We start from the raw sequence: 18,885 nt of genomic DNA on the forward strand, positions 1-18,885 counted from the left end.
TATATTCTGAATTTCGCGAATATCTTGATATTTTCACGGATATATCAAATGTCTCGGAGATAAACGGAATTTACATAGGCAATAAACTCTTTATTACAAAAACCTTTCCGGAAAATCGGTCATAATCACTTCGACTCCGGCATTATTTAACAATCCGCTGCGGGTTTCATCATTTACGGTATATACCCGCAACGGAAACCCTGCTTCTTTTGCTTCCCTCCCAAACTCCGATAGAGCAAACCCCTCTTCACAATGAATGCTGTTTGCCCCTATTTTTTTTGCCATTTCGAGTGTGTTTTCAGGGATGCCTTCAATCAAATAGCCCGTCTGCAAAGTGGCATGCAAGTCCCGGACTCTTTTCAGACTCTCTGGATTGAAAGATGATATTATGACACGCTGTTCCAATTTATAATTTAGAATAAGATCAATAACCTTTTCTTCCATCCCGGGATATTCAATCAAATCATTTTTCAATTCAATATTAATCAGCAGTTCGTTGCCTTCCCTAACTGCCCATTGTAAAAGCTGCTCCAGATCCGGAATTGTTTCGCCGGTGTTAACATTCCCAAACCAGCTCCCTGCATCAAGCCGCAGGATTTCTTCAAAGGTCATGTCCTTTATATAACCGGTGCCGCCCGTTGTTCTATCCACAGTTTCATCGTGAATGATCACCAGCTTTCCATCCTTCGCCATCTGCACATCCAATTCAATTCCATCTGCCCCTGCCTCCAATGCGGCCTGGAAGGCGGCCATCGTGTTTTCTGGAAAATGTCCGCTGACGCCGCGGTGTGCAAAGACTTTTGCTCTTTTATTCAAATTATCTCCTCCTAAGTCAACAACATCATTATTAATATTCTATTCTACGGCCTGCCCCAAAACCATTTTTTTCATCCTCAGAATAGCCGCTCAAGTTTCCCTTCGCTTCCAATTCCCTTATAATGAAAACTATGAAACTTCTTTCTTCTCAGAACGTATAAAAAGAAAAGCGGAAGCGCCTTGCCCCCCGGCAAGCACAAGACAAGCCTTCCGGAAAGGCGTTTTTTGCCCTTTTGGGAGGATTGTCCGAAATGTGGAGGGGACGACAAGCATAAGACGAGCCCTGCAAGAAGGTGTTCTTCCCTTCTGGAAGGGATTGGCTAGTCTTTCGTCCCTAGGAGCCGCAACTAGACAGGCTTGTGACCTCGAGGGGGTAGGCGCTGGAGCTAGACAGTTTTTAAAGTACAAAGTTTTTAATTCTAAGTATAAAAACAAATTAGGAGTGAAATCTGTGGGAGTTCGATTGAGCAAGGGACAAAAAGTAGATTTGACCAAAACCAATCCTGGTTTGCAGGTTGTGATGGCAGGATTGGGCTGGGATGTCAGCCATAATCAATCGCAATATGACCTGGACGCTTCAGCCTTTTTAACAGGTGCATCCGGCAAAGTGCAAAGTGATAGTGACTTTGTGTTTTATAATAATCCATCCGGCGGAAACGGATCCATCCTTTACAGCAGTGATAATAGAACTGGGGCAGGTGCCGGGGATGATGAGCAAATCCGCATCGAGTTACATAAGGTGCCGCAGCATATCCATCGAATTGCTTTTACTATTACCATTCATGATGCCCAGATGAAAGGACAGAGCTTTGGACAAGTTTCCAATGCTTATGTGAGAATTTTTAATGCCATGACAAATGAAGAGCTTCTCCGCTTCGACCTTGGGCGCGATTTTACTGTTGAAACAGCAATCGTCGCTGCAGAGCTTTACCGTCACAATGGCGAGTGGAAATTCAATGCCATTGCAAGTGGATTCCAGGGTGGATTAGCTGCCCTTTGCCGCAACTTCGGTGTTTCCGTAGATGATGAGCCTGCTCCAAGTCAGCAGCACTCATTCAGCCAGGGTCAATATCAGCAGCCAGCTCAAGGATTCAGTCCTCAACAAAACCAGCAGCAATATAGCCAGCAGGCACAATCAGGATACAACTCACCGTCCTTTGGCCAGCCTGCCTACAATCAGACTTCTTATAACACGCTACCTTCGCAGCCATCATTTGGCGGGCAGACAGGTATTGGGCAGCCGGTCCAGGCTCAATCCTATACAGATGGAAATATCGCCTGCACCCGCTGCGGATCCACTAACATCCGGACCGGCCAAAAAGGATTTGGCCTTGGAAAAGCGGCGATTGGAGGACTCATCCTTGGGCCTGTAGGACTTCTTGGCGGCTTTATTGGAAAAAACCAGCTGAAGCTCACCTGTAATTCCTGCGGTAATTCATGGTCACCTAATCAGAAGGATTACGCACAATGGGCCAATGACCAAAAGCGCCGTGCCCAGGAGCTGTTTACACGATTCAAGAGCCAGGATGTCCTGGACGCCGTTGTAGCTTCATGCGCCCTTGTCGGCATGGCAGATGGCAGGCTTGATCCAACTGAACGTCAAAAGATGGTCGAGTTTGTAAACAGCAGCCAGGAATTAAAAGTGTTTGATACACAAAAAGTGATACAGCAATTCAATATGTTCGTACAGCGGATTGAAATGGACCCGATCATCGGGCGGGCCGAAGCCTTTAAAGCAGTTGGCCGGGTAAGAAATAAGCCTGAGATCGCCCGCCTCGTAGCCCGTTATTGCATCGCGATCGGATATGCCGACGGGAACTTTGATCAAAATGAAAAACAGGCTGTTACAGAGATCTGCATGGAACTCGGTTTAAACCCGCATGAATTTCTATCTTAATATATAATGTACCCAAGCTCTGCCGAATTTCAGGCAGAGCTTTTTTGCATTTATTCCCTACTCCTCCTGAATATGCCGCATACAAAGTTCACATGCGGGTATACTCAAAAAGATAAATGCCCTGTTATTTCTAAAATTACTAAGGAGGTAATATCCTTGAAGGAAAGTTCATCTACTGAACGCTATATGCCCATGACTTCCTCCACGAGCGGAATGATTGTTAATGAAGCGGATGGAGTCTACTGCCTGACAGTTCAGATTGTGAATGTTTGTTTTGTGCGAATATCAGAAAAGCCCGGCGACTGGGTTCTGGTTGACGCAGGCATGCCAAAATCTGCAGAAAAAATTATGGATGCGGCGGAAGAACTCTTTGGAGAGAACGCAAGACCGAAAGCCATTATTCTTACACATGGCCACTTTGACCATGTTGGTGCAATTATTGATTTAGTTGAGCACTGGCAAGTTCCTGTATACGCTCATACACTCGAAATGCCATTCTTAACAGGACAGCAGGATTACCCAAAACCTGACGCGAGTGTTGAAGGCGGACTTGTCGCAAAGATGTCCCCCACTTTTCCGCATGAAGGCATTGATCTCGATACCCATATTCAGCCTTTCCCTGAAGACGGAAATGTTCCCCATATGGAAGGATGGATATGGATTCACACACCAGGTCATACTCCCGGCCATGTTTCCTTATTCAGGGAGTCGGATCGCGTGCTGATTGCAGGTGACGCTTTCGTAACAGTGAAGCAGGAGTCCTTATATAGTGTGCTCACCCAGGAACAGGAAATCAGCGGCCCGCCCCGCTACCTCACAACTGATTGGGATTCTGCCCGGACTTCCGTACAGAAACTTGAAGCCCTTCAGCCAGATGTCGCCATCACCGGTCATGGCATTCCAATGGCTGCTGCTGTATTAAGGGAAAGCCTCGCCAAGCTCGTAAATGATTTTGATGAAATTGCCGTTCCTGATCACGGAAAATATGTAGACGGGGAAGGCTAAAAACAAAAGTGTAAGCGCCTCGCTCACCCCTGACACCTCGAGGGGGCAGGCGCTGTGAGCCAGCCGTGAATAAACTTATCCTCAAACTTATTTACACGTTGCGATTTTTTAATTTTCTGGTAAACAATAAAAAAGCGAGGTTCACCAAATCGGGTGGATCTTGCTTTTTTGATGTTTAAAACAATCAAAAAAAGGAAGAGTATAATAAAACGAATTTTAATAGTTCAGGAGGTTCATATATGCATCTTGAAAACTTTACAGGACAAAAAATTCAAATAAAATTCAAGAACTTCCCAAATGATCTCGTCGGCTCCATCACAGGCATTTATCAGCCCGATGAATGGTACCTTGTTAAACTGATCAAAACAGAAAGCATGGGAATATGGGTTGAGAATCCTTGCTTCAAACGCACTATGGTCAAAGAGGAAGACGGTACCGACATCCCAGAAGAACAGCAGAAGGAAGAAGATTGCGTCACCCATTTTCTGATCCGCTGGGATTATATCAGTTCTGTCATTACCTTCCCGGATAAACAGACACTCGGCGTTGATAAGAAAGCAAAATTAATAGGGTTTCAGCCCTCTTAATAGATAATTAAGCCCCCGGGTCCATCGCCCGGGGGCTTTTTGTTTCCGTACCGCTCAACCTCAACAAACTTATTTATCTTATGATAGCTATTTTATTCGAAAAGTTCACATTTATAGTTTTATAGACTATGATATATTTACCGACTTTTCAAAAAATAAAATTTGGAGGAACACACATGTCAAATAGAACCTGTATCGTCACACATGATCTGGAACCCTCACAGATTGATAAAATTAAAGAAATCATCCCCGATTGGGAGCTCATATCCGGAAAAGATTCAGCAAACTGGCACAATGAGCTGAAAGAAGCCGAAGTGATCGCCGGCTGGAAAAAGGAACTAAAAGAGATGGTCCTTGAGGGAAACAGCAATCTTCGCTGGTTCCAGTCCTGGAGTGCCGGGGTCGATTCTCTGCCCCTGGCAGAAATGGAATCACAGGGCATCCAGATTACCAGCGCAAATGGCGTACATGCTAACCCCATTTCAGAAACGATTTTCGCATTAATGCTTGGGCTCACCCGCAAAATCCATACATATGTAAAAAATCAGCAAGCTAAGGTATGGCACCATTCTGGAATGAAGCTTGAAATTCACAATAAAACCATCGGCATGATTGGCACCGGAGCCATCGGGAAGGAAACTGCCAGGATTGCCAAAGCATTCGGTATGAAGGTTATTGGGGTTCGACACTCCGGAAAACCTGAAGAGTATATAGATGAAATGTATACTTCCAGCCAGTTGAACGATGTGCTGCCTCGATGTGACTATGTTGTCGTCACACTTCCGCTTACACAGGAAACACGGCAGCTATTCGGAGCCGAACAGTTTACCCGCATGAAGGACACTGCTTTCTTCATCAATATCGGCCGGGGTGAAATTGTAAAAGAAACAGATTTGATTGCCGCACTGCAGAACGGACAGATTGCCGGTGCAGGGCTGGATGTATTTGAAAAAGAACCGCTTTCTGAAGACAGCCCGCTATGGGAACAGGATAATGTCATCATTACCCCGCATACTGCCGGATCGACGGAATACTATACCAAGCGTGTGATTGAAGATATATTCATTCCTAATTTAAAAGAGTACATAAACAGCGGTAATCCCGGCATTAATCAGGTAGATTATAAAAAGGGATATTAATAAAGAGAGCCTTGCAGCATTCGCAAGGCTCATTTTTTATAAGATACGATATAAAACCCTTCTTCTTCCGACCACTCTGCACAGAAAATATCTTTGATATTATGGTAGCCTTCCGTTTTAATAGACTCCCTCAGCCAATCCCCATCTTTCCCCAGTAATTTAATGCCGTCTTCCACTACTTCTCCTTCATCAATCAGTAAAGTTGAAGGTTTCTTTTCCTTCACCTCAAGTTTCATCAATTCAGGAGTGACAGGCTCTTGTTTTTGGTATTTCATTACACTTAAGCCGCCATTGGTCTCAAGGTAAGCGTATTTAACTTCATTCATGCTGAATATTCCTTTTTGGCGCAGCATTGTTCTCAGCTGTTCCATTTCAAGATGGTTTTTCTCCATCTCCTTCACATTCAGCTTGCCATCCTTGACAAGGACCGACTCCCTTCCCTTTAAAATCGCCCTGAATATATTTTTCTTTTTTGCCAGAATTTCAATAATGTAAATAAATGCTCCCCACAATAAAGCCGAATAGATCACCTGCAGCGTTGTTATTTTTTCATCATAAATGGTTTCCTCAATAATCCCTCCAAGAACAACCGCATAAACAAAATCAAACGGAGTTACCTGTGAAAGCTCCTTCTTTCCAAGAATTCGGGTAACAGCTAACAAGGCAACTAGCCCAACAGCCATTTTTACTGTTATTGATAAATACATCAATGCTCCTCCTCTCTCTATATCCTCTCTATTCCCCTTACCAGACTTCGAATACACCTTTTCTCCTATTCCACTTTTTGCAAAAAAAGTGATCCCTATGTCAAGAGACCACTTTACATATACTGGCTATTTTCTTTTCTCCGCTTCCTGAATACTAATTCCTCCAATGCTCCGGATCCTGAAATGACACCTCCCACAATAAGAACCAGCCCGAGCATATGGTTTATAGTAATTACTTCACCAAGAATGAACGCTGAGCCTGCCAATGAGAAAAAGGTATTCAGGTTCAAAAATATACTGGCTTCTGCAGGCCCAATATTACGGATGGCTGTGTTATAAACCATATGGCCGATAGCTGTTGCCAATACGGCAGATGCGGCAAATGCAGCCCAAACATAGGCTGGGGCTTCGGTTATACCCTTAAGTCCGCCGGGTTCCATTATGCTGGCCATTACAAAAAGGATCACCCCTCCAAAAATCAGCATATAGCCTGTCAGCAATCGCGGATCAAGCGTTTTCGAAGCCTTGCTGATTACAATGAAGCTAAGAGCCTGTGAAAGAATGGACAGGAACACAAAGAAATCTCCTGGAGTTAAGCTCGATATCCCTTTATTTCCTGAAAGGACAATAAAGGTCACGCCTGCACCCCCAAGCAGAAAACCCAGAACCTGGATGCCTGTAGGCTTATTGCGCAGCAGAATGGAAGACAGTATGGCTGTTAAGAGCGGACCTGCACCTAGAATAAGCCCCCCATTCACCGCACTTGTTCCCGTTAAGCCTATAGCCAGAAAAAGATGGTGGCTGACAACACTTAAAAGGCCGCCAAATACAATGTACGAGATTTCCTTCCGGCTCGGCTTTCTTACTTTCCCCATTATGCTTAATATCAAAAATACGGTTATACCCGCAGTTAGTATTCGCAAAGAAGTAATCGAAACCGGAGGAAAATAACTGACAAGAATTTTTATAATGCTCACATTCAATCCCCATAAAGCCATGATGGAAATGAGGAGAATGTATGTTTTTATGTTTTTCACATCGATCCTTCTTTCCAGAAAATCCAAGTTCATAATTTGTATCATTTTATCATATTTCAAATGGGAAGATGACTTTTTAAGGCTTTAAATATGAAAGTGATGGCATGAAAAACACCCATCTGGACTGTTGGCATACCAGGGTTTTTCGGTGGATGAACAACCGTGAAAAGCGCAAAGCAGCTGTATAATAGCAAGAGCAGCCTCCCATCAAAGGAACGGCTGCTCTTCTGCTTATTTTACATCTAACTCGTGAACCATTTCAGGTGCTGCTTTCATTTTATGCTGCTTTTTCGGTTTAGGGCCCATGTTATCAAAACGCGCCTTATCATAAATGGCAGCACCTACAACCTCCGCTACATCCTGAAGCTTTTCTTTGCTGATTTTATCAATTGTGTCTTCTGGAGAGTGGTACCATGGTTCAGTTGGGCTGTGAATGAATAACGCGGCTGCAATGCCTGCTTCGGCAAAAGGCACATGGTCACTTCTGCCTCCCTGGTATACTGGGGTCGGCTCACCGTTCAGCCTTTCACTGGATGCTTGAGAAAGTTCTGTTACAAGATTTTCTTCTCCATCCAAAGTCATCATTACTAAATCGCCTGCATCCTTGCTTCCCACCATATCAAGATTAAAGTTTGCAATGGTTCTGCTGATTTCGTCGTCAGAAAGACTGTCAACATAATGATAAGATCCAATCAATCCCAGCTCTTCTGCACCGAATGTTGCAAAGCGGATCTCCGTATCTGTCGGAATATCCTTGAATACGCGTGCCAGCTCTAATGTCATCGCTGTTCCGGAAGCATCATCATTCGCTCCAGGAGCCCCTGCTACAGAATCATGGTGTGACCCAACCACAATAATGTCATCGTTTGCTTTCTTATTGTTGGTTGGTTTCTTTGTGGCAATCACGTTGTGGGAAACCTTTTCTCCTGCATCCGCACCTTCAATGGATAGGGATGCTGATAAAGTTTCACCGCTCTCCAGCAATGCAAGAATTGCCTCACCTTCTGCTTTTGACAGGGCTAACGCCGGAACATATTCTTCATTATGAGCTCCAAGCGTACCGCTTAATGGACCCTCTGCATTATTAAAAATAACTACTCCGGCAGCCCCTTTTTCTGCTGCATTTAAAACTTTCTCGGCAAAAGAAATGGAACCGCGCTGGATAAGAGCAATTTTGCCTGTGAGATCAACGCGTTCCAGTTCTTCCTGTGTGCCTAGCCCAGCAAATGCCAGCTCCCCGCTCACATCCCCATTGACTGAATAGGTAAAGGATCTTGGCTGCAGTTCTCCTCCATAGCCATCAATAGTCACTTCCATACTGCTCGGAGGAGTATATCCATAAAAAGTGAATGGCTGAATCTCTGTTTCATAGCCATAGGATTCGAATTGGCTTTTAATATACTGAACAGCGTTATACTCCGATTCCGTACCGGCTACACGCGGGGTTTGTGAAAGATAATCAATATTATTATAGATATTCTCTGCATTAATTTGATTGACTACCTTCTTGTCGAATACATTTACAGGCTGAGTCTGTTTAACGTCTGACGGATGTGCAAAAACTGCCTGTGTCCCAATAGCTCCAAAGATAAGAGTCGAAGCTAATGCCACTTTTAAAATTGGTTTTCTCATCTAGTACCTCCAATAGAATAATAGATTCCGCTCATTAAATTTTATAATGTTTCGAAAACTCTTATAAGGGTACAAGATACTAGAGTACAGTAGGTACAATCATCTATATTTTGGGTATATTGTCAATATTAGTAAATATCTAATAGGAAAAATAGACAAAAAAAGAAGGCTGCCCCACCCCAGGTACGCCTTCTTTCCTTCTTTATTTCATTATATCGTGGTCCACATAGCGCTCGCCGTTCAATTCACTGATTACGTTAATTGCAACTTTTGCACCGTCTCCAGCTGTAATGATTGTATGGACGCTAACTCCTGCAACGGTTCCGGCTGCCCAAATGCCATCGACATTCGTCTTGCCGTCAGCATCTACATCCAGAACCGTTTTAATGCGCGGCTCGGTGCCTGCTTTAGTCTTCAAACCGGCTTTTTCTGCTAAATCAGTAGATACGCCAGCTGCTAAAATCACATGCTTCGCTGAGTACGATTTTTCTCCTGCTGTTATTGTAAAAATTCCTTCAGCTTTTTCAATGTTATCAACAGTTCCTTCTGCGATCTCTGCCCCAAACTTAGCTGCTTGCTTTTTGCCTGTTTCAATCAGTTCCGGTCCAGTAATTTCCATAAGGCCATAATGATTTTCTACCCAGGCACGTTTAGTCATGCTTTTATCATTGTCCACAACCACTACCTTCTTGCCCGCTTTTGCAGCAAATAGCGCAGCACTTGCACCAGCAGGGCCTGCACCTACAATTAAGATATCAAACATCCATACTTCCTCCTTCAACACATTATTTACTTATATGTTATCTAATTTAATAATAATTGTAAAATAATGTGATTTCAGGAAAATTGTCCAATTTAATCTTCATCTTTGATATCCCGATCCTCCGGTATCGGCTCATTTAGTATTTCTTCCACCAGCTCCCTGTATTTTTCCACCTGCTTTATATGGGCACTAAATTGTTCCTTATATATTAAATACTGTTCTCCATCATAAATGGCGCGTATTTTCTTTTGCTGAATCAAGCTTTCTACATATGACTCAGGGTAAGATAAATATTCTGCGGTTTCTTTAATGGTAAGATACATGCTTGTTCTTCCCTTTCTAATTCCCTTATAATATGGTTTTACTATTTTCTAGGCACTAGAAGACTCTACTAAAATCATATAGAATAGAAACTGTAAATAATTTGTATATGCAACTTATATTCTTTTATTATACAGCGAAAAAATACTATTTGACTGAATTCCAGCTCTTTTTTCAGCCAGATAGAGAACAGGAGAAATATAAGCTAATGAATAAAAAATGGTTATTGGGCTTATATGTGATCATCAGCCTTATTTGGGTATTCGGAACGAACTACCTTTTGCATATGCTGGAGCCCTCTTCTCTTGTCAGCTTCCTTTTTAGAGCAAAAGAGTTTCTGTACATTATCGTTACAGGCTGGCTGCTCTATTATTTTATTGGCAAAAGAGATGAGCTTATTGCCTCAAGGGAAGATGAAAAACGTCTTTCCACTTTAATTAACTCCATGGTGGATTTTGTCAATTTCAAAGACGGCCATGGCCGCTGGATCGAGTCCAATGAATTTGGACTCAAATTGTTCAATCTTGAAAATGTCGATTATAAAGGCAAAAGGGATTCTGAACTGGCCGAGTACACAGATTTTTATGCAGACGCACTGCGCTACTGTGAAACATCAGATGAGGAAGCCTGGAAAAACGGCAAAATTACCCGTCTGGAAGAAGTCATCCCATTGCAGGACGGAACAGAAAAAACGTTTGATACGATTAAGGTACCGCTCTTCCATGCAGATGGAAGCCGTCAGGGTCTCGTCATAATCGGCAGAGATATTACAGAAAGAAAGCATGTGGAAAAGCTTCTTGCCGAAAGCCAGCAGCAATATAAATCCTTGTTTGAATATAATACTGAAATTGTCTTTATGACAGACCTTCATGGCACCATCACGAAAGTAAATCCCCAATTCAAAGCGGTAACAGGATACAGTCCTGATGAGACATTGGGTAAGAGCATTAATGAAATCATACCAGCTCCTTATAAAATGAAGGCCATTAAAGGCTTTAAAGGCATCCTTAAGGATAAACAGCCCAAAACCTGCGAATTTGAGTTCAATCATAAAAATGGCAGCAAGCTCACTATCCAATGCACCGCACTTCCGCTCATTGTGAACGGTCAAATTGCCGGAATCATCGGCTATGGAAAAGATGTGACAAAGCTGCGGCAAGCTGAAGAAAGACTGCGCCGCACCGAAAAGCTTTCTGTGGTTGGAGAGCTGTCTGCCAGTGTGGCGCATGAAATCAGAAATCCGCTGACATCTTTAAAAGGCTTCGTGCAGCTCATGCAGCTGGAAGATGAAAAGCATCAATTCTATTATCAGATCATGCAGGAGGAGCTGGACCGGATCAACCATATTGTCGGCGAGCTGCTGCTCCTTGCCAAGCCTCAGGATATTTGTTTTACAAAAGCGGATGTTCAGAAAATCCTTTTTAATGTCATTTCGCTTTTAAAAACAGAAGCCAGCATGCACAATGTCCAGATCGAATTTCTATTAAAATCGGATGTGTATATGATTGAATGTGAACCAAATCAGCTAAAGCAGCTATTTATTAATATAATAAAAAATGCCATTGAAGCATCAAGTGATGGCGGTAAAGTAACGGTTACGCTGCAGGCGGAAGACCGGCAGCTGACTATCCTGGTTAAGGATAATGGCTGCGGCATGTCGGAAGAACGCCTTAACAGGATTGGTGAACCTTTCTATTCATCCAAGGAGAAAGGAACTGGCCTCGGACTTACAGTCAGTTTCAAAATTGTCCAATCCCATAATGGTTCCATTTATTTCAATAGTAAAAAAGGGAAAGGAACAGAAGCTGTCATCAAGCTGCCAGTAAGAAAAAATACATCTGCCCCTGAGGCTGGATTAACAGTTTAAACAGTAAAGAGCGATGTTCAATCAAACGTTTGATTGAACATCGCTCTTTTTTAACCCTGCTATTTCCCCTTAATCTCCAGCAGCTTCTGCCTCAAATCATTTTCCATATTGGCCAGGTCGTGTTCTGCCTGCCGGCGTTTATGGCGGCCCTCCTCCTGGATTCTAAGGGTTTCTTCAAGAGTGGAAATCAGGTTCTCCTGTGTTTTCTTTAACGTTTCAATGTCGACAAGGCCCCGCTCATTCTCACGTGCTGTTTCAATTGTATTCATTTTCAGCATTTCGGCATTTTTCAAAAGAAGATCATTAGTTGTTTTCGAGACCTTCTTCTGGGCTTCGACAGCATGGCGCTGGCGAAGCAGTGTCAAGGCGATGGCCACCTGGTTTTTCCAAAGCGGGATAGCCGTCATGATGGATGACTGAATTTTCTCAACCAATGCCTGATTGGTATTCTGTATAAGGCGGATCTGCGGTGCGCTTTGAATCGTTATTTCACGGCTAAGCTTCAAGTCATAAAGGCGCTTATCCAGGCGGTCGGCAAACTGCATCATATCGTTCACTTCCTGGAACTTCATCTGGTCATTCGACTCTTCTGCCTTCTTCTTCAGCTCGGGAATCGTCTTTTCATGAAGCTCTTCAAGCTTCAGTTCACCTGCTGCAATATATACATTTAAAGCATGAAAATACTCTTTATTATTTTCGTATAGCTTATCTAACATGACAATGTCGGAAAGAAGTGCATTCTTGCTTCTTTCCAGTTTGACGCTGATGCGGTCAATCTGAGCACCTGTTTTTTGGTATTTGGATAAGACCTCCTGAACAGAGCCGGATATCTTTCCAAACATACGCGCAAAAAAGGTTGATTTCTCCGGCTTCAGCTCATCCGGATTCACATCATTGAATTTCTTCATCAGATCATTGATGATTGTTCCCACTTCACCAACATCTTTTTTCTGAACATGCTCAAGCATTGTATGAGAAAACGTCAGCAGCTTTGATTGAGCCGGTGTTCCGTATGAGATCATCGCCTGGTGATTGGCAGGATCGATTTGCTTTGCAAGCTGATAGGCTTTTTCCCGGTTTTCTTCCGGAATCACATCGATCAGCCTTGTCCGCTTTTCCGATTGCAATGGCGAGGGAGCTGCATCCTGCTTTTCCCCAAAAGGATCTGCCATCAGATCATCCAATAAATTAGTGTTTTTTAACAGGGACGGTTTATCTTCAGTCATTTTAATCTCCTGCTTTCATCATGAATTCTTGAATCTTTTATCTTCTCAATCGAATTCTTGGCAACATCAATTTCAAGATGAAGCTGATCAATATCTTCAGCTATAACCCTGTGAAGATCTTCCTCCACATGATGGGTAAGTGCATCGAGTGTACGTCTGGTCTCCTGGAGGGACTGATCCAGTTCACGGGATTTTCTCGGCTGGGAAGACAGAAAGACATACTTTTCCGCCAGCTCCACTGCGGAATCCAGATGAGAAAAGTAAAACTTCTCGGCCTGGTAAAAACGTTTCGGCTCACTCCTGGTCAGTCTGTAAATCCTTCTCGTCACCCTCATGAACTCCATCCTCTGCTTCAGCGTCGGGAAATGCCGAATCGAGAACATCGCTTTATGCAAACGGGTTATCTTGCGGCGCGCCTCATCAAGATTTCGCTTAATGTATTGGTATTCCCTTTTCGTCAATCCATGCTTTTTCAAAAAGCGGCGGCGCTGAATCAATCCCCCTGCCCAATAAGTAAGAAGCCCGGCTCCGGCTCCATATATCCCTGACAAAATGAAAGTTTGCCCGAATGCAAAGTAACTAGCCAGCCAAACGCTGACAGACAAAGGAACAGCCGTCAGCAAACGAAAAGCAAATGCTAAAAAGGAATTCATATTTATCGACTCCTACTCATAGTCCTACTTATTTATACGTTATTTATAAACCTAAAGTTTCATCCACAGACATATTTCAGCAAGAAAATCGCGAGCACCTTCGGAACAAGTCAACTCCGCTTGTTCTTGCGAAGAACATCCAAGGAGGCTTTGACTTGGTTCCCACCACCGGACCCCTCAAGGGGGCAGGTGCGAGCTATAAAGCAAAAAATGGCGTACATCCTTAAATCTATTAAAACACTTTTAAAAAACTTCTCAAGTTATACGATACAAAATAACACGATTGCCCGCCATAGACCACAAAAGTAATCCTTGCTAAGACCTGAGACGTATATTTCCCTGCAAAAAAAGCACCTGCGGAAATTTCCCGCAGATGCTTTCTGGCTATTTTACAGCCAATGCACGCTTGCCCATGGCATCGTAGATCTTAATGAACTTCTCCTTAGGCATTTTCACATCTTTCTGAACTGCTTCACTGTCATTAAAGTAAACATAATCTGCATCCACACCGGTTACGACAATGCAGTGCAATGGTGTCGGTGCACTGATCGTTTTGCCGGCAGGCGTTTTCCAGCTTCTATTATTCGGCATTTCATGGCTGATTGTAAACCATGCCAAAACAGGATTACCCTCTGAAACAGCCTTTTCTATTTCTGAAAAATCTTTTCCGGTCAGATTTACACCGCCTCGACGATACTGATCAAGCAGCTTTTTCAGCGGTCCCGGGTTTATCGTATGGCCGTTGCCAAAAGGTGTTCCGACAAACCCGACATCAGGATCCCCCCAGGTTTTAATAGAACCATCCGCATTTCTTACCAGCTTGGTTGAGTCATATGGCATTTCTTTTGCAAGTGTTGTTTTGCTTACATTCACTCCATAAAATTTCAATGCCATGGCAAGAGAAGTTACTTCACATCCGCTTGGCAGCTCCGGCCGCTGGGCAATGAGCGGTACATTGATCCTTGCTTGACGGGGATCACCAGCTGTCACATAATCACCGCTTACATACCCTGTGCTGCCGTTGTAGGAAATTTTATACCAGCCGTTGCTTTCCTTATGTATGACAATTAATAATGATCCGTTTTTTAAAAGGCCGACACTGCTGTAATTTAATCCCGGACCTTTTCGGACATTTAATGATGTTGCATCCACCCGGTAAAGTTTTTCATTTGTTTTGACGTATTGGCCGCTGACATAGCCTGTTTTTCCATTATAGTTAATTTTATACCAGCCGCTGGCAAGGCGTTCAATTGCTTGTATACTGCTGCCTTGGGGAAGACTGCCGATCCGATCGTAATTTGTTCCGGGGCCTGAACGGACATTCAGACTGGTTGCATCCACTGTGTAAGTATAGGAAGCCGCTTCTGCCACTGCCTCGTTTGAAAAGCCTGGAATTATTGGTGACATGATTCCTCCTGCAAAAATAGCTGCAGCAGCAGTCCCTTTTAATAAAGCTCTTTTTCCATATGAACTTTTTATAATTGCCATATACTTTCCTCCATATCCTTAATTTATTTCTGTCGAATTTTGCAGACTACTCTAAAAATATCGATTCGGAAACTCCCAGTCTACCTTTTTGGGACTGGAAAAATATTATTGATTCTATTGAATCAGCTAATATGGGGGAGTCAGTATATTTGGCATCTGCATATCTTCCTTCTTCCTGCCATTCAATTAAGTGCCCCTAGCAGCAGAAAGACGATTTTTTGTTTATTTATAAGAAATACAGGGAATATGCTCTTGTACCAATTTACTTACACCTTGGAGGAAACATAATGAATAAGTACTATTTTTATATAATTATTTTTTATAGGAGCGATTGTATTTCCTTCCTCTGGATATGCAGAGGATCGGGTTGAACAGGAAAACAAGGTTGTGCTGATTTCATTTGATGGAATGAGAAATGACCTGACAAAAGAGTATGTAAAGAAAGGCAAGCTTCCCCACATTAAAGCACTCATGAAGAATGGAGTAGCCGCCAAGGACTCCAAAACCGTAACCCCATCGCTGACCGCCCCATCACATGCGGCAATTGCATCAGGAGCTGCCCCGTCGGAAACCGGCATGGTCAGCAATAAGTGGCAGGATCCCCAAAAAGAATTGGCAAATGGAGAAAGCGCCTTCCATCAGCCGCTCGATAAAAGCCCGCTTTGGGCAGAGGCAAAAAAATGGCAAAACAACTGCCACAGTGCTGTTTCCCGGATCAAACCCCAGTGCAGGAACACAGGCTGATTACGCAGTTTATTATGGCGAAACCTGGGCAGAGAGTTCCCTGGATAAGCTTCAGTTCAAAAAAGCAGAGAGCTGGAAGCACAAAGAAAGCAGCTTTAGCCCTTTAAAGGAAGCTATATTGAAGCTGCCATTAAAAAAAGCAAAGAATAAAGAAATTTATATACTGGCTTTAGACACTTCAGATGATGGAAAGACCAACTATAACCGCTTCATTTTTTCGGAAAATCGTTCGGCAGACCCCAAAGATGTCATTGTCAATGCCAACGAATGGGGGTCAATTCCTGTCGAAGCTGATGGCGAATCTGCAGGATTCTGGTTTAAGCTGAAAATTGACCCTGGCCTTGAGAAAGCAAGCATTTACCGGACGGCCGTTACGTCAGCCCTCATTGAAGGTCCCGACGGATTTGAAGAGGAGCTGCTTTCAAAATTCGGCTTTTTTCCCGTTCAGGATGATACAAAGGCCTTTGAAAAAAGTGGATTACTAGAGAAGAGTACGAAGAAATCAGTTCACGTTTTGTCAGCTGGGCAACTGATGTGTCTCTTTATATTAAAGAAGAATACCAGCCGGATTTGCTGATGTTTTATACACCTCAAATAGATCATGAATCACATCACTTTCTGCTGACAGATCCACGGCAGCCTGGGTATTCAGAGGAAAATTCTCAAAAACATAAAAAATACATTGAATGGGCATACAAGCTTTCCGATAATGTCGTTGGACAGACGATGGATAGCCTTAGCGGAGAAGACCACCTTCTTGTTGTATCCGACCACGGCATGGAGCCAGTTCACACCATCCTTGCCCCAAACACTCTTTTGAAAGAAGCCGGCCTCTTAAAGACAGATAATAAAGGCAAAGTGGATGAGGAGTACTCCAAAGCAATGGCTGTGGCCAGCGGGTCAGCTGCACAAATTTATCTGAATGAGAACCTCACTAAGAAAGAGAAGGAAAAGGCAGCAGACCAAGTAGAGAAACTCTTTAGCGAGTATAAAATCAAGCCGAAATTCCAGACGAAAGTCCTTAAGGGGTATTTAGGTGAAGCAGGTGATTCCATTGTGCAAGGGCAGGTCAGCCATTTTAATCAAGCAGCGAAGCAATTTTTCCATTACCTTTTTAGAAAGGAAGAAAAACCTTATCAAATTGCCTATGGAAATAAAAAAGAGAATAAGCATCCTAACCAGGGAGACATTTTGCTGCTTGGCTCAAGGGGCTATATGATGGGCAGCAGCCTAACAAGCCCCCATATGCCGGCCATTGAACTCGGCAGCCACGGAGGCAATCCTGATCGGAAAGAACTCAGGGCCGTTTTCTTTGCACACGGCCCTTCTTTTAAAAAGGAACACCGGATTAGCTCGATTACCACACTGGATATTGCCCCAACTGTCTATAAGCTGCTGGACATACCAGCTCCGGACTTCTTGGAGGGTGAAGTTCTAAAAGATGCTTTAGATTAAAAATACTGCCTTGCATGTGCTGCAAGGCAGTATTTTATTTTTGAAAATAAAAAACCCACCCCTAAAGAGATGAGCTGTACACACTATATACAATCCAATTCCACCATCACCGTAGTGCCTTTGCCTATAACACTTTCAATGGCCATCAAACCTTGATGCTCCTGAATAATCTTATTGCTGACTGTGAGCCCCAAACCGATTCCTTTATCTTTTGTCGTATAAAAAGGGGTCCCAAGATACTTCAGCATTTCACCATCAATGCCTGCTCCTTCATCTTCAAAAGCAATCCTTACACGTCTGCTCTCTATTCTTTCAGCACTAATATATACATTTCCGCCATTTGGCATAGCTTCAATCGCATTTTTTAAAAAGTTGACAAACACTTGCTTCAGCTGGGGAGGTGAGCATAATAGCATGATATCATTCTCAAAATGATTGAGATGGATTTGAACATTGTGAAGCAGTGCCTGCGGATGAAGTACATTAATCGTACTTTCAAGAATGGACATTAAGCTCCCTTTCTCAAACTCAATTGCCTGGGGTTTTGCCAGGGACATGAACTCATTGACAATGATATCAATCCGATCAAGCTCTTCCATAATAATGGATAAATAATCATCCTGTTTTTCCTGATTAACGCTGGATTGGAGCAGTTTTGAGAAACCTTTTAAAGAGGTCAGCGGATTTCTGATCTCGTGTGCAACCCCTGCTGCAAGCTGTCCGATAATGGAAAGGCGGTCCAAATTACGCAAAGCCGCATCATTATTAACTCTGTCTGTTATGTTTCTGCCTACTGCCACAAATAATTCAATCTCTCCTTTATCGTTTAATATAGGAGAAATGCTTGCCTCAACGAAAACGATTTCGCCATTAATGGTATCCATCTTTGTTTCAAGCAGCTGAGGCTCACCCGTTTCCAGCAGCTTTTGACATACCTTGCTAAACTTTTCTCTCTCTTCCTCAGAGTTTATGACAGTGCCGCAGGTCTTCCCAACAAGCTGCACCGGCGAATAACCCAAAACTTTTCCATGAGATGGGGATGCATAGATCAACGTTTGATCCTTTGTGAATACTTTGATCATATCTGTCGTATTCATCGTAATCAAATCGTACAGTTCCCTGGTTTTTCTTAATTCCCTCTCCATGCTTTTAAACTCTGTCATATCCCGGAAGATAGCCAAAACGGCGATGATTTTGCCCTTGGAATTTCTGAAGGGAGAATACGAAACCGATATATCCAGAACCGAACCATCCTGATGATAGCGCTGTGTGATCACATTGCTGTATACTTTCCCAAGCTTGACCAGTTTTATAATCTCCTTCACTTCTTCAGGGTTCTGAAACTCGGTAAACTTTCTGCCAATAACTTGCGCTTCGGTATAGCCAAAAATCACCGTATACATATGATTTACCCTTATAAAACGGTTCTCCATATCAATGATGGCAACCCCATCTGCAGTGCAGTTCAGGAACAAATCGAGTAATTCATCAGGATTGGAATAAATCGACTCACCATCATTGCCAAGTATCGGGAAATCATTGACCAAT

General features: G+C 43.1%; 18 protein-coding genes. 8 read left to right on the plus strand and 10 right to left on the minus strand.

Annotated features, from left to right (window positions below; all coding sequences use genetic code 11):
• Positions 1-93: 93 nt before the first annotated feature.
• The gene (locus tag M5V91_RS20285) at positions 94-816 is read right to left on the minus strand and encodes a glycerophosphodiester phosphodiesterase (protein ID WP_009335929.1); all 723 of its coding nucleotides are present in this window, start codon (positions 814-816) and stop codon (positions 94-96) included.
• A 451-nt stretch (positions 817-1,267) separates the two neighbouring features.
• Between M5V91_RS20285 and M5V91_RS20290 the strand changes: the two genes are divergently transcribed.
• From M5V91_RS20290 to M5V91_RS20305, 4 genes are all read left to right on the plus strand, one after another.
• The gene (locus tag M5V91_RS20290) at positions 1,268-2,713 is read left to right on the plus strand and encodes a TerD family protein (protein ID WP_217027440.1); all 1,446 of its coding nucleotides are present in this window, start codon (positions 1,268-1,270) and stop codon (positions 2,711-2,713) included.
• A 186-nt stretch (positions 2,714-2,899) separates the two neighbouring features.
• The gene (locus M5V91_RS20295; RefSeq protein WP_226280802.1) at positions 2,900-3,718 is read left to right on the plus strand and encodes an MBL fold metallo-hydrolase; all 819 of its coding nucleotides are present in this window, start codon (positions 2,900-2,902) and stop codon (positions 3,716-3,718) included.
• Positions 3,719-3,957: 239 nt separating this feature from the next.
• Complete coding sequence (locus M5V91_RS20300; RefSeq protein ID WP_009335932.1) at positions 3,958-4,305, plus strand: hypothetical protein; 348 nt, start codon at positions 3,958-3,960, stop codon at positions 4,303-4,305.
• 176 nt (positions 4,306-4,481) lie between these two features.
• Positions 4,482-5,444: a D-2-hydroxyacid dehydrogenase gene (locus M5V91_RS20305; protein WP_071156475.1), complete on the plus strand. Its 963-nt coding sequence runs from the start codon at positions 4,482-4,484 to the stop codon at positions 5,442-5,444.
• A 29-nt stretch (positions 5,445-5,473) separates the two neighbouring features.
• On the opposite strand, the gene M5V91_RS20310 is transcribed toward M5V91_RS20305, so the two are convergent.
• From M5V91_RS20310 to M5V91_RS20330, 5 genes are all read right to left on the minus strand, one after another.
• Positions 5,474-6,151 (minus strand): DUF421 domain-containing protein, encoded by a 678-nt coding sequence (locus M5V91_RS20310; RefSeq protein ID WP_009335934.1) that lies wholly within the window; start codon positions 6,149-6,151, stop codon positions 5,474-5,476.
• Positions 6,152-6,264: 113 nt separating this feature from the next.
• Complete coding sequence (locus tag M5V91_RS20315; protein ID WP_033196474.1) at positions 6,265-7,188, minus strand: DMT family transporter; 924 nt, start codon at positions 7,186-7,188, stop codon at positions 6,265-6,267.
• A gap of 231 nt (positions 7,189-7,419) precedes the next feature.
• A complete protein-coding gene (locus tag M5V91_RS20320; protein WP_251175357.1) occupies positions 7,420-8,820 on the minus strand; it encodes a M28 family peptidase in 1,401 nt (466 codons plus the stop codon).
• Positions 8,821-9,022: 202 nt separating this feature from the next.
• Positions 9,023-9,583, minus strand: coding sequence for an FAD-dependent oxidoreductase (locus tag M5V91_RS20325; RefSeq protein ID WP_251175358.1), 561 nt, complete (start codon positions 9,581-9,583; stop codon positions 9,023-9,025).
• Between the two features lie 92 nt (positions 9,584-9,675).
• Positions 9,676-9,906: an excisionase family DNA-binding protein gene (locus tag M5V91_RS20330; protein WP_009335938.1), complete on the minus strand. Its 231-nt coding sequence runs from the start codon at positions 9,904-9,906 to the stop codon at positions 9,676-9,678.
• 206 nt (positions 9,907-10,112) lie between these two features.
• Here M5V91_RS20330 and M5V91_RS20335 point away from each other — a divergent pair, with 206 nt between their 5' ends.
• On the plus strand, positions 10,113-11,771 hold the full coding sequence (locus M5V91_RS20335; protein WP_009335939.1) for a PAS domain-containing sensor histidine kinase: 1,659 nt from the start codon (positions 10,113-10,115) through the stop codon (positions 11,769-11,771).
• Positions 11,772-11,830: 59 nt separating this feature from the next.
• Here the strand turns inward: M5V91_RS20335 and M5V91_RS20340 are convergent, their stop codons facing one another.
• The 3 genes from M5V91_RS20340 to M5V91_RS20350 form a co-directional block, all read right to left on the minus strand.
• Positions 11,831-12,997, minus strand: a complete 1,167-nt coding sequence (locus M5V91_RS20340) for a toxic anion resistance protein (protein WP_251175359.1) — start codon at positions 12,995-12,997, stop codon at positions 11,831-11,833.
• A complete protein-coding gene (locus M5V91_RS20345; RefSeq protein ID WP_009335941.1) occupies positions 12,994-13,650 on the minus strand; it encodes a 5-bromo-4-chloroindolyl phosphate hydrolysis family protein in 657 nt (218 codons plus the stop codon). Before M5V91_RS20345 ends, M5V91_RS20340 begins: the two co-directional genes overlap by 4 nt.
• Before the next feature lie 384 nt (positions 13,651-14,034).
• Entirely contained in the window at positions 14,035-15,138 is a 1,104-nt protein-coding gene (locus M5V91_RS20350; RefSeq protein WP_251175360.1) for an SH3 domain-containing protein, read from the minus strand.
• Between the two features lie 387 nt (positions 15,139-15,525).
• On the opposite strand from M5V91_RS20350, the gene M5V91_RS20355 reads away from it, so the two are divergent.
• From M5V91_RS20355 to M5V91_RS20365, 3 genes are all read left to right on the plus strand, one after another.
• On the plus strand, positions 15,526-15,882 hold the full coding sequence (locus tag M5V91_RS20355; protein WP_284521469.1) for an alkaline phosphatase family protein: 357 nt from the start codon (positions 15,526-15,528) through the stop codon (positions 15,880-15,882).
• A gap of 118 nt (positions 15,883-16,000) precedes the next feature.
• Positions 16,001-16,459, plus strand: a complete 459-nt coding sequence (locus M5V91_RS20360) for a hypothetical protein (RefSeq protein ID WP_284521470.1) — start codon at positions 16,001-16,003, stop codon at positions 16,457-16,459.
• Positions 16,417-17,337: an alkaline phosphatase family protein gene (locus tag M5V91_RS20365; protein WP_284521471.1), complete on the plus strand. Its 921-nt coding sequence runs from the start codon at positions 16,417-16,419 to the stop codon at positions 17,335-17,337. Before M5V91_RS20360 ends, M5V91_RS20365 begins: the two co-directional genes overlap by 43 nt.
• 83 nt (positions 17,338-17,420) lie before the next feature.
• Here M5V91_RS20365 and M5V91_RS20370 read toward each other — a convergent pair whose 3' ends face one another.
• Positions 17,421-18,884 (minus strand): PAS domain-containing sensor histidine kinase, encoded by a 1,464-nt coding sequence (locus M5V91_RS20370; protein ID WP_009335944.1) that lies wholly within the window; start codon positions 18,882-18,884, stop codon positions 17,421-17,423.
• Position 18,885: the final 1 nt, after the last annotated feature.

Source organism: Cytobacillus pseudoceanisediminis, assembly GCF_023516215.1.
In the GTDB taxonomy this organism is placed as follows: domain Bacteria; phylum Bacillota; class Bacilli; order Bacillales; family Cytobacillaceae; genus Cytobacillus; species Cytobacillus pseudoceanisediminis.

Bases quoted from the DNA above. Each gene is read 5' to 3' on its own strand.
- M5V91_RS20295 (WP_226280802.1), top strand. From the start codon at position 2,900: ATGCCCATGACTTCCTCCACGAGCGGAATGATTGTTAATGAAGCGGAT.
- M5V91_RS20300 (WP_009335932.1), top strand. From the start codon at position 3,958: ATGCATCTTGAAAACTTTACAGGACAAAAAATTCAAATAAAATTCAAG.
- M5V91_RS20305 (WP_071156475.1), top strand. From the start codon at position 4,482: ATGTCAAATAGAACCTGTATCGTCACACATGATCTGGAACCCTCACAG.
- M5V91_RS20310 (WP_009335934.1), bottom strand. From the start codon at position 6,151: ATGTATTTATCAATAACAGTAAAAATGGCTGTTGGGCTAGTTGCCTTG.
- M5V91_RS20320 (WP_251175357.1), bottom strand. From the start codon at position 8,820: ATGAGAAAACCAATTTTAAAAGTGGCATTAGCTTCGACTCTTATCTTT.
- M5V91_RS20325 (WP_251175358.1), bottom strand. From the start codon at position 9,583: ATGTTTGATATCTTAATTGTAGGTGCAGGCCCTGCTGGTGCAAGTGCT.
- M5V91_RS20330 (WP_009335938.1), bottom strand. From the start codon at position 9,906: ATGTATCTTACCATTAAAGAAACCGCAGAATATTTATCTTACCCTGAG.
- M5V91_RS20335 (WP_009335939.1), top strand. From the start codon at position 10,113: ATGAATAAAAAATGGTTATTGGGCTTATATGTGATCATCAGCCTTATT.
- M5V91_RS20340 (WP_251175359.1), bottom strand. From the start codon at position 12,997: ATGACTGAAGATAAACCGTCCCTGTTAAAAAACACTAATTTATTGGAT.
- M5V91_RS20345 (WP_009335941.1), bottom strand. From the start codon at position 13,650: ATGAATTCCTTTTTAGCATTTGCTTTTCGTTTGCTGACGGCTGTTCCT.
- M5V91_RS20350 (WP_251175360.1), bottom strand. From the start codon at position 15,138: ATGGCAATTATAAAAAGTTCATATGGAAAAAGAGCTTTATTAAAAGGG.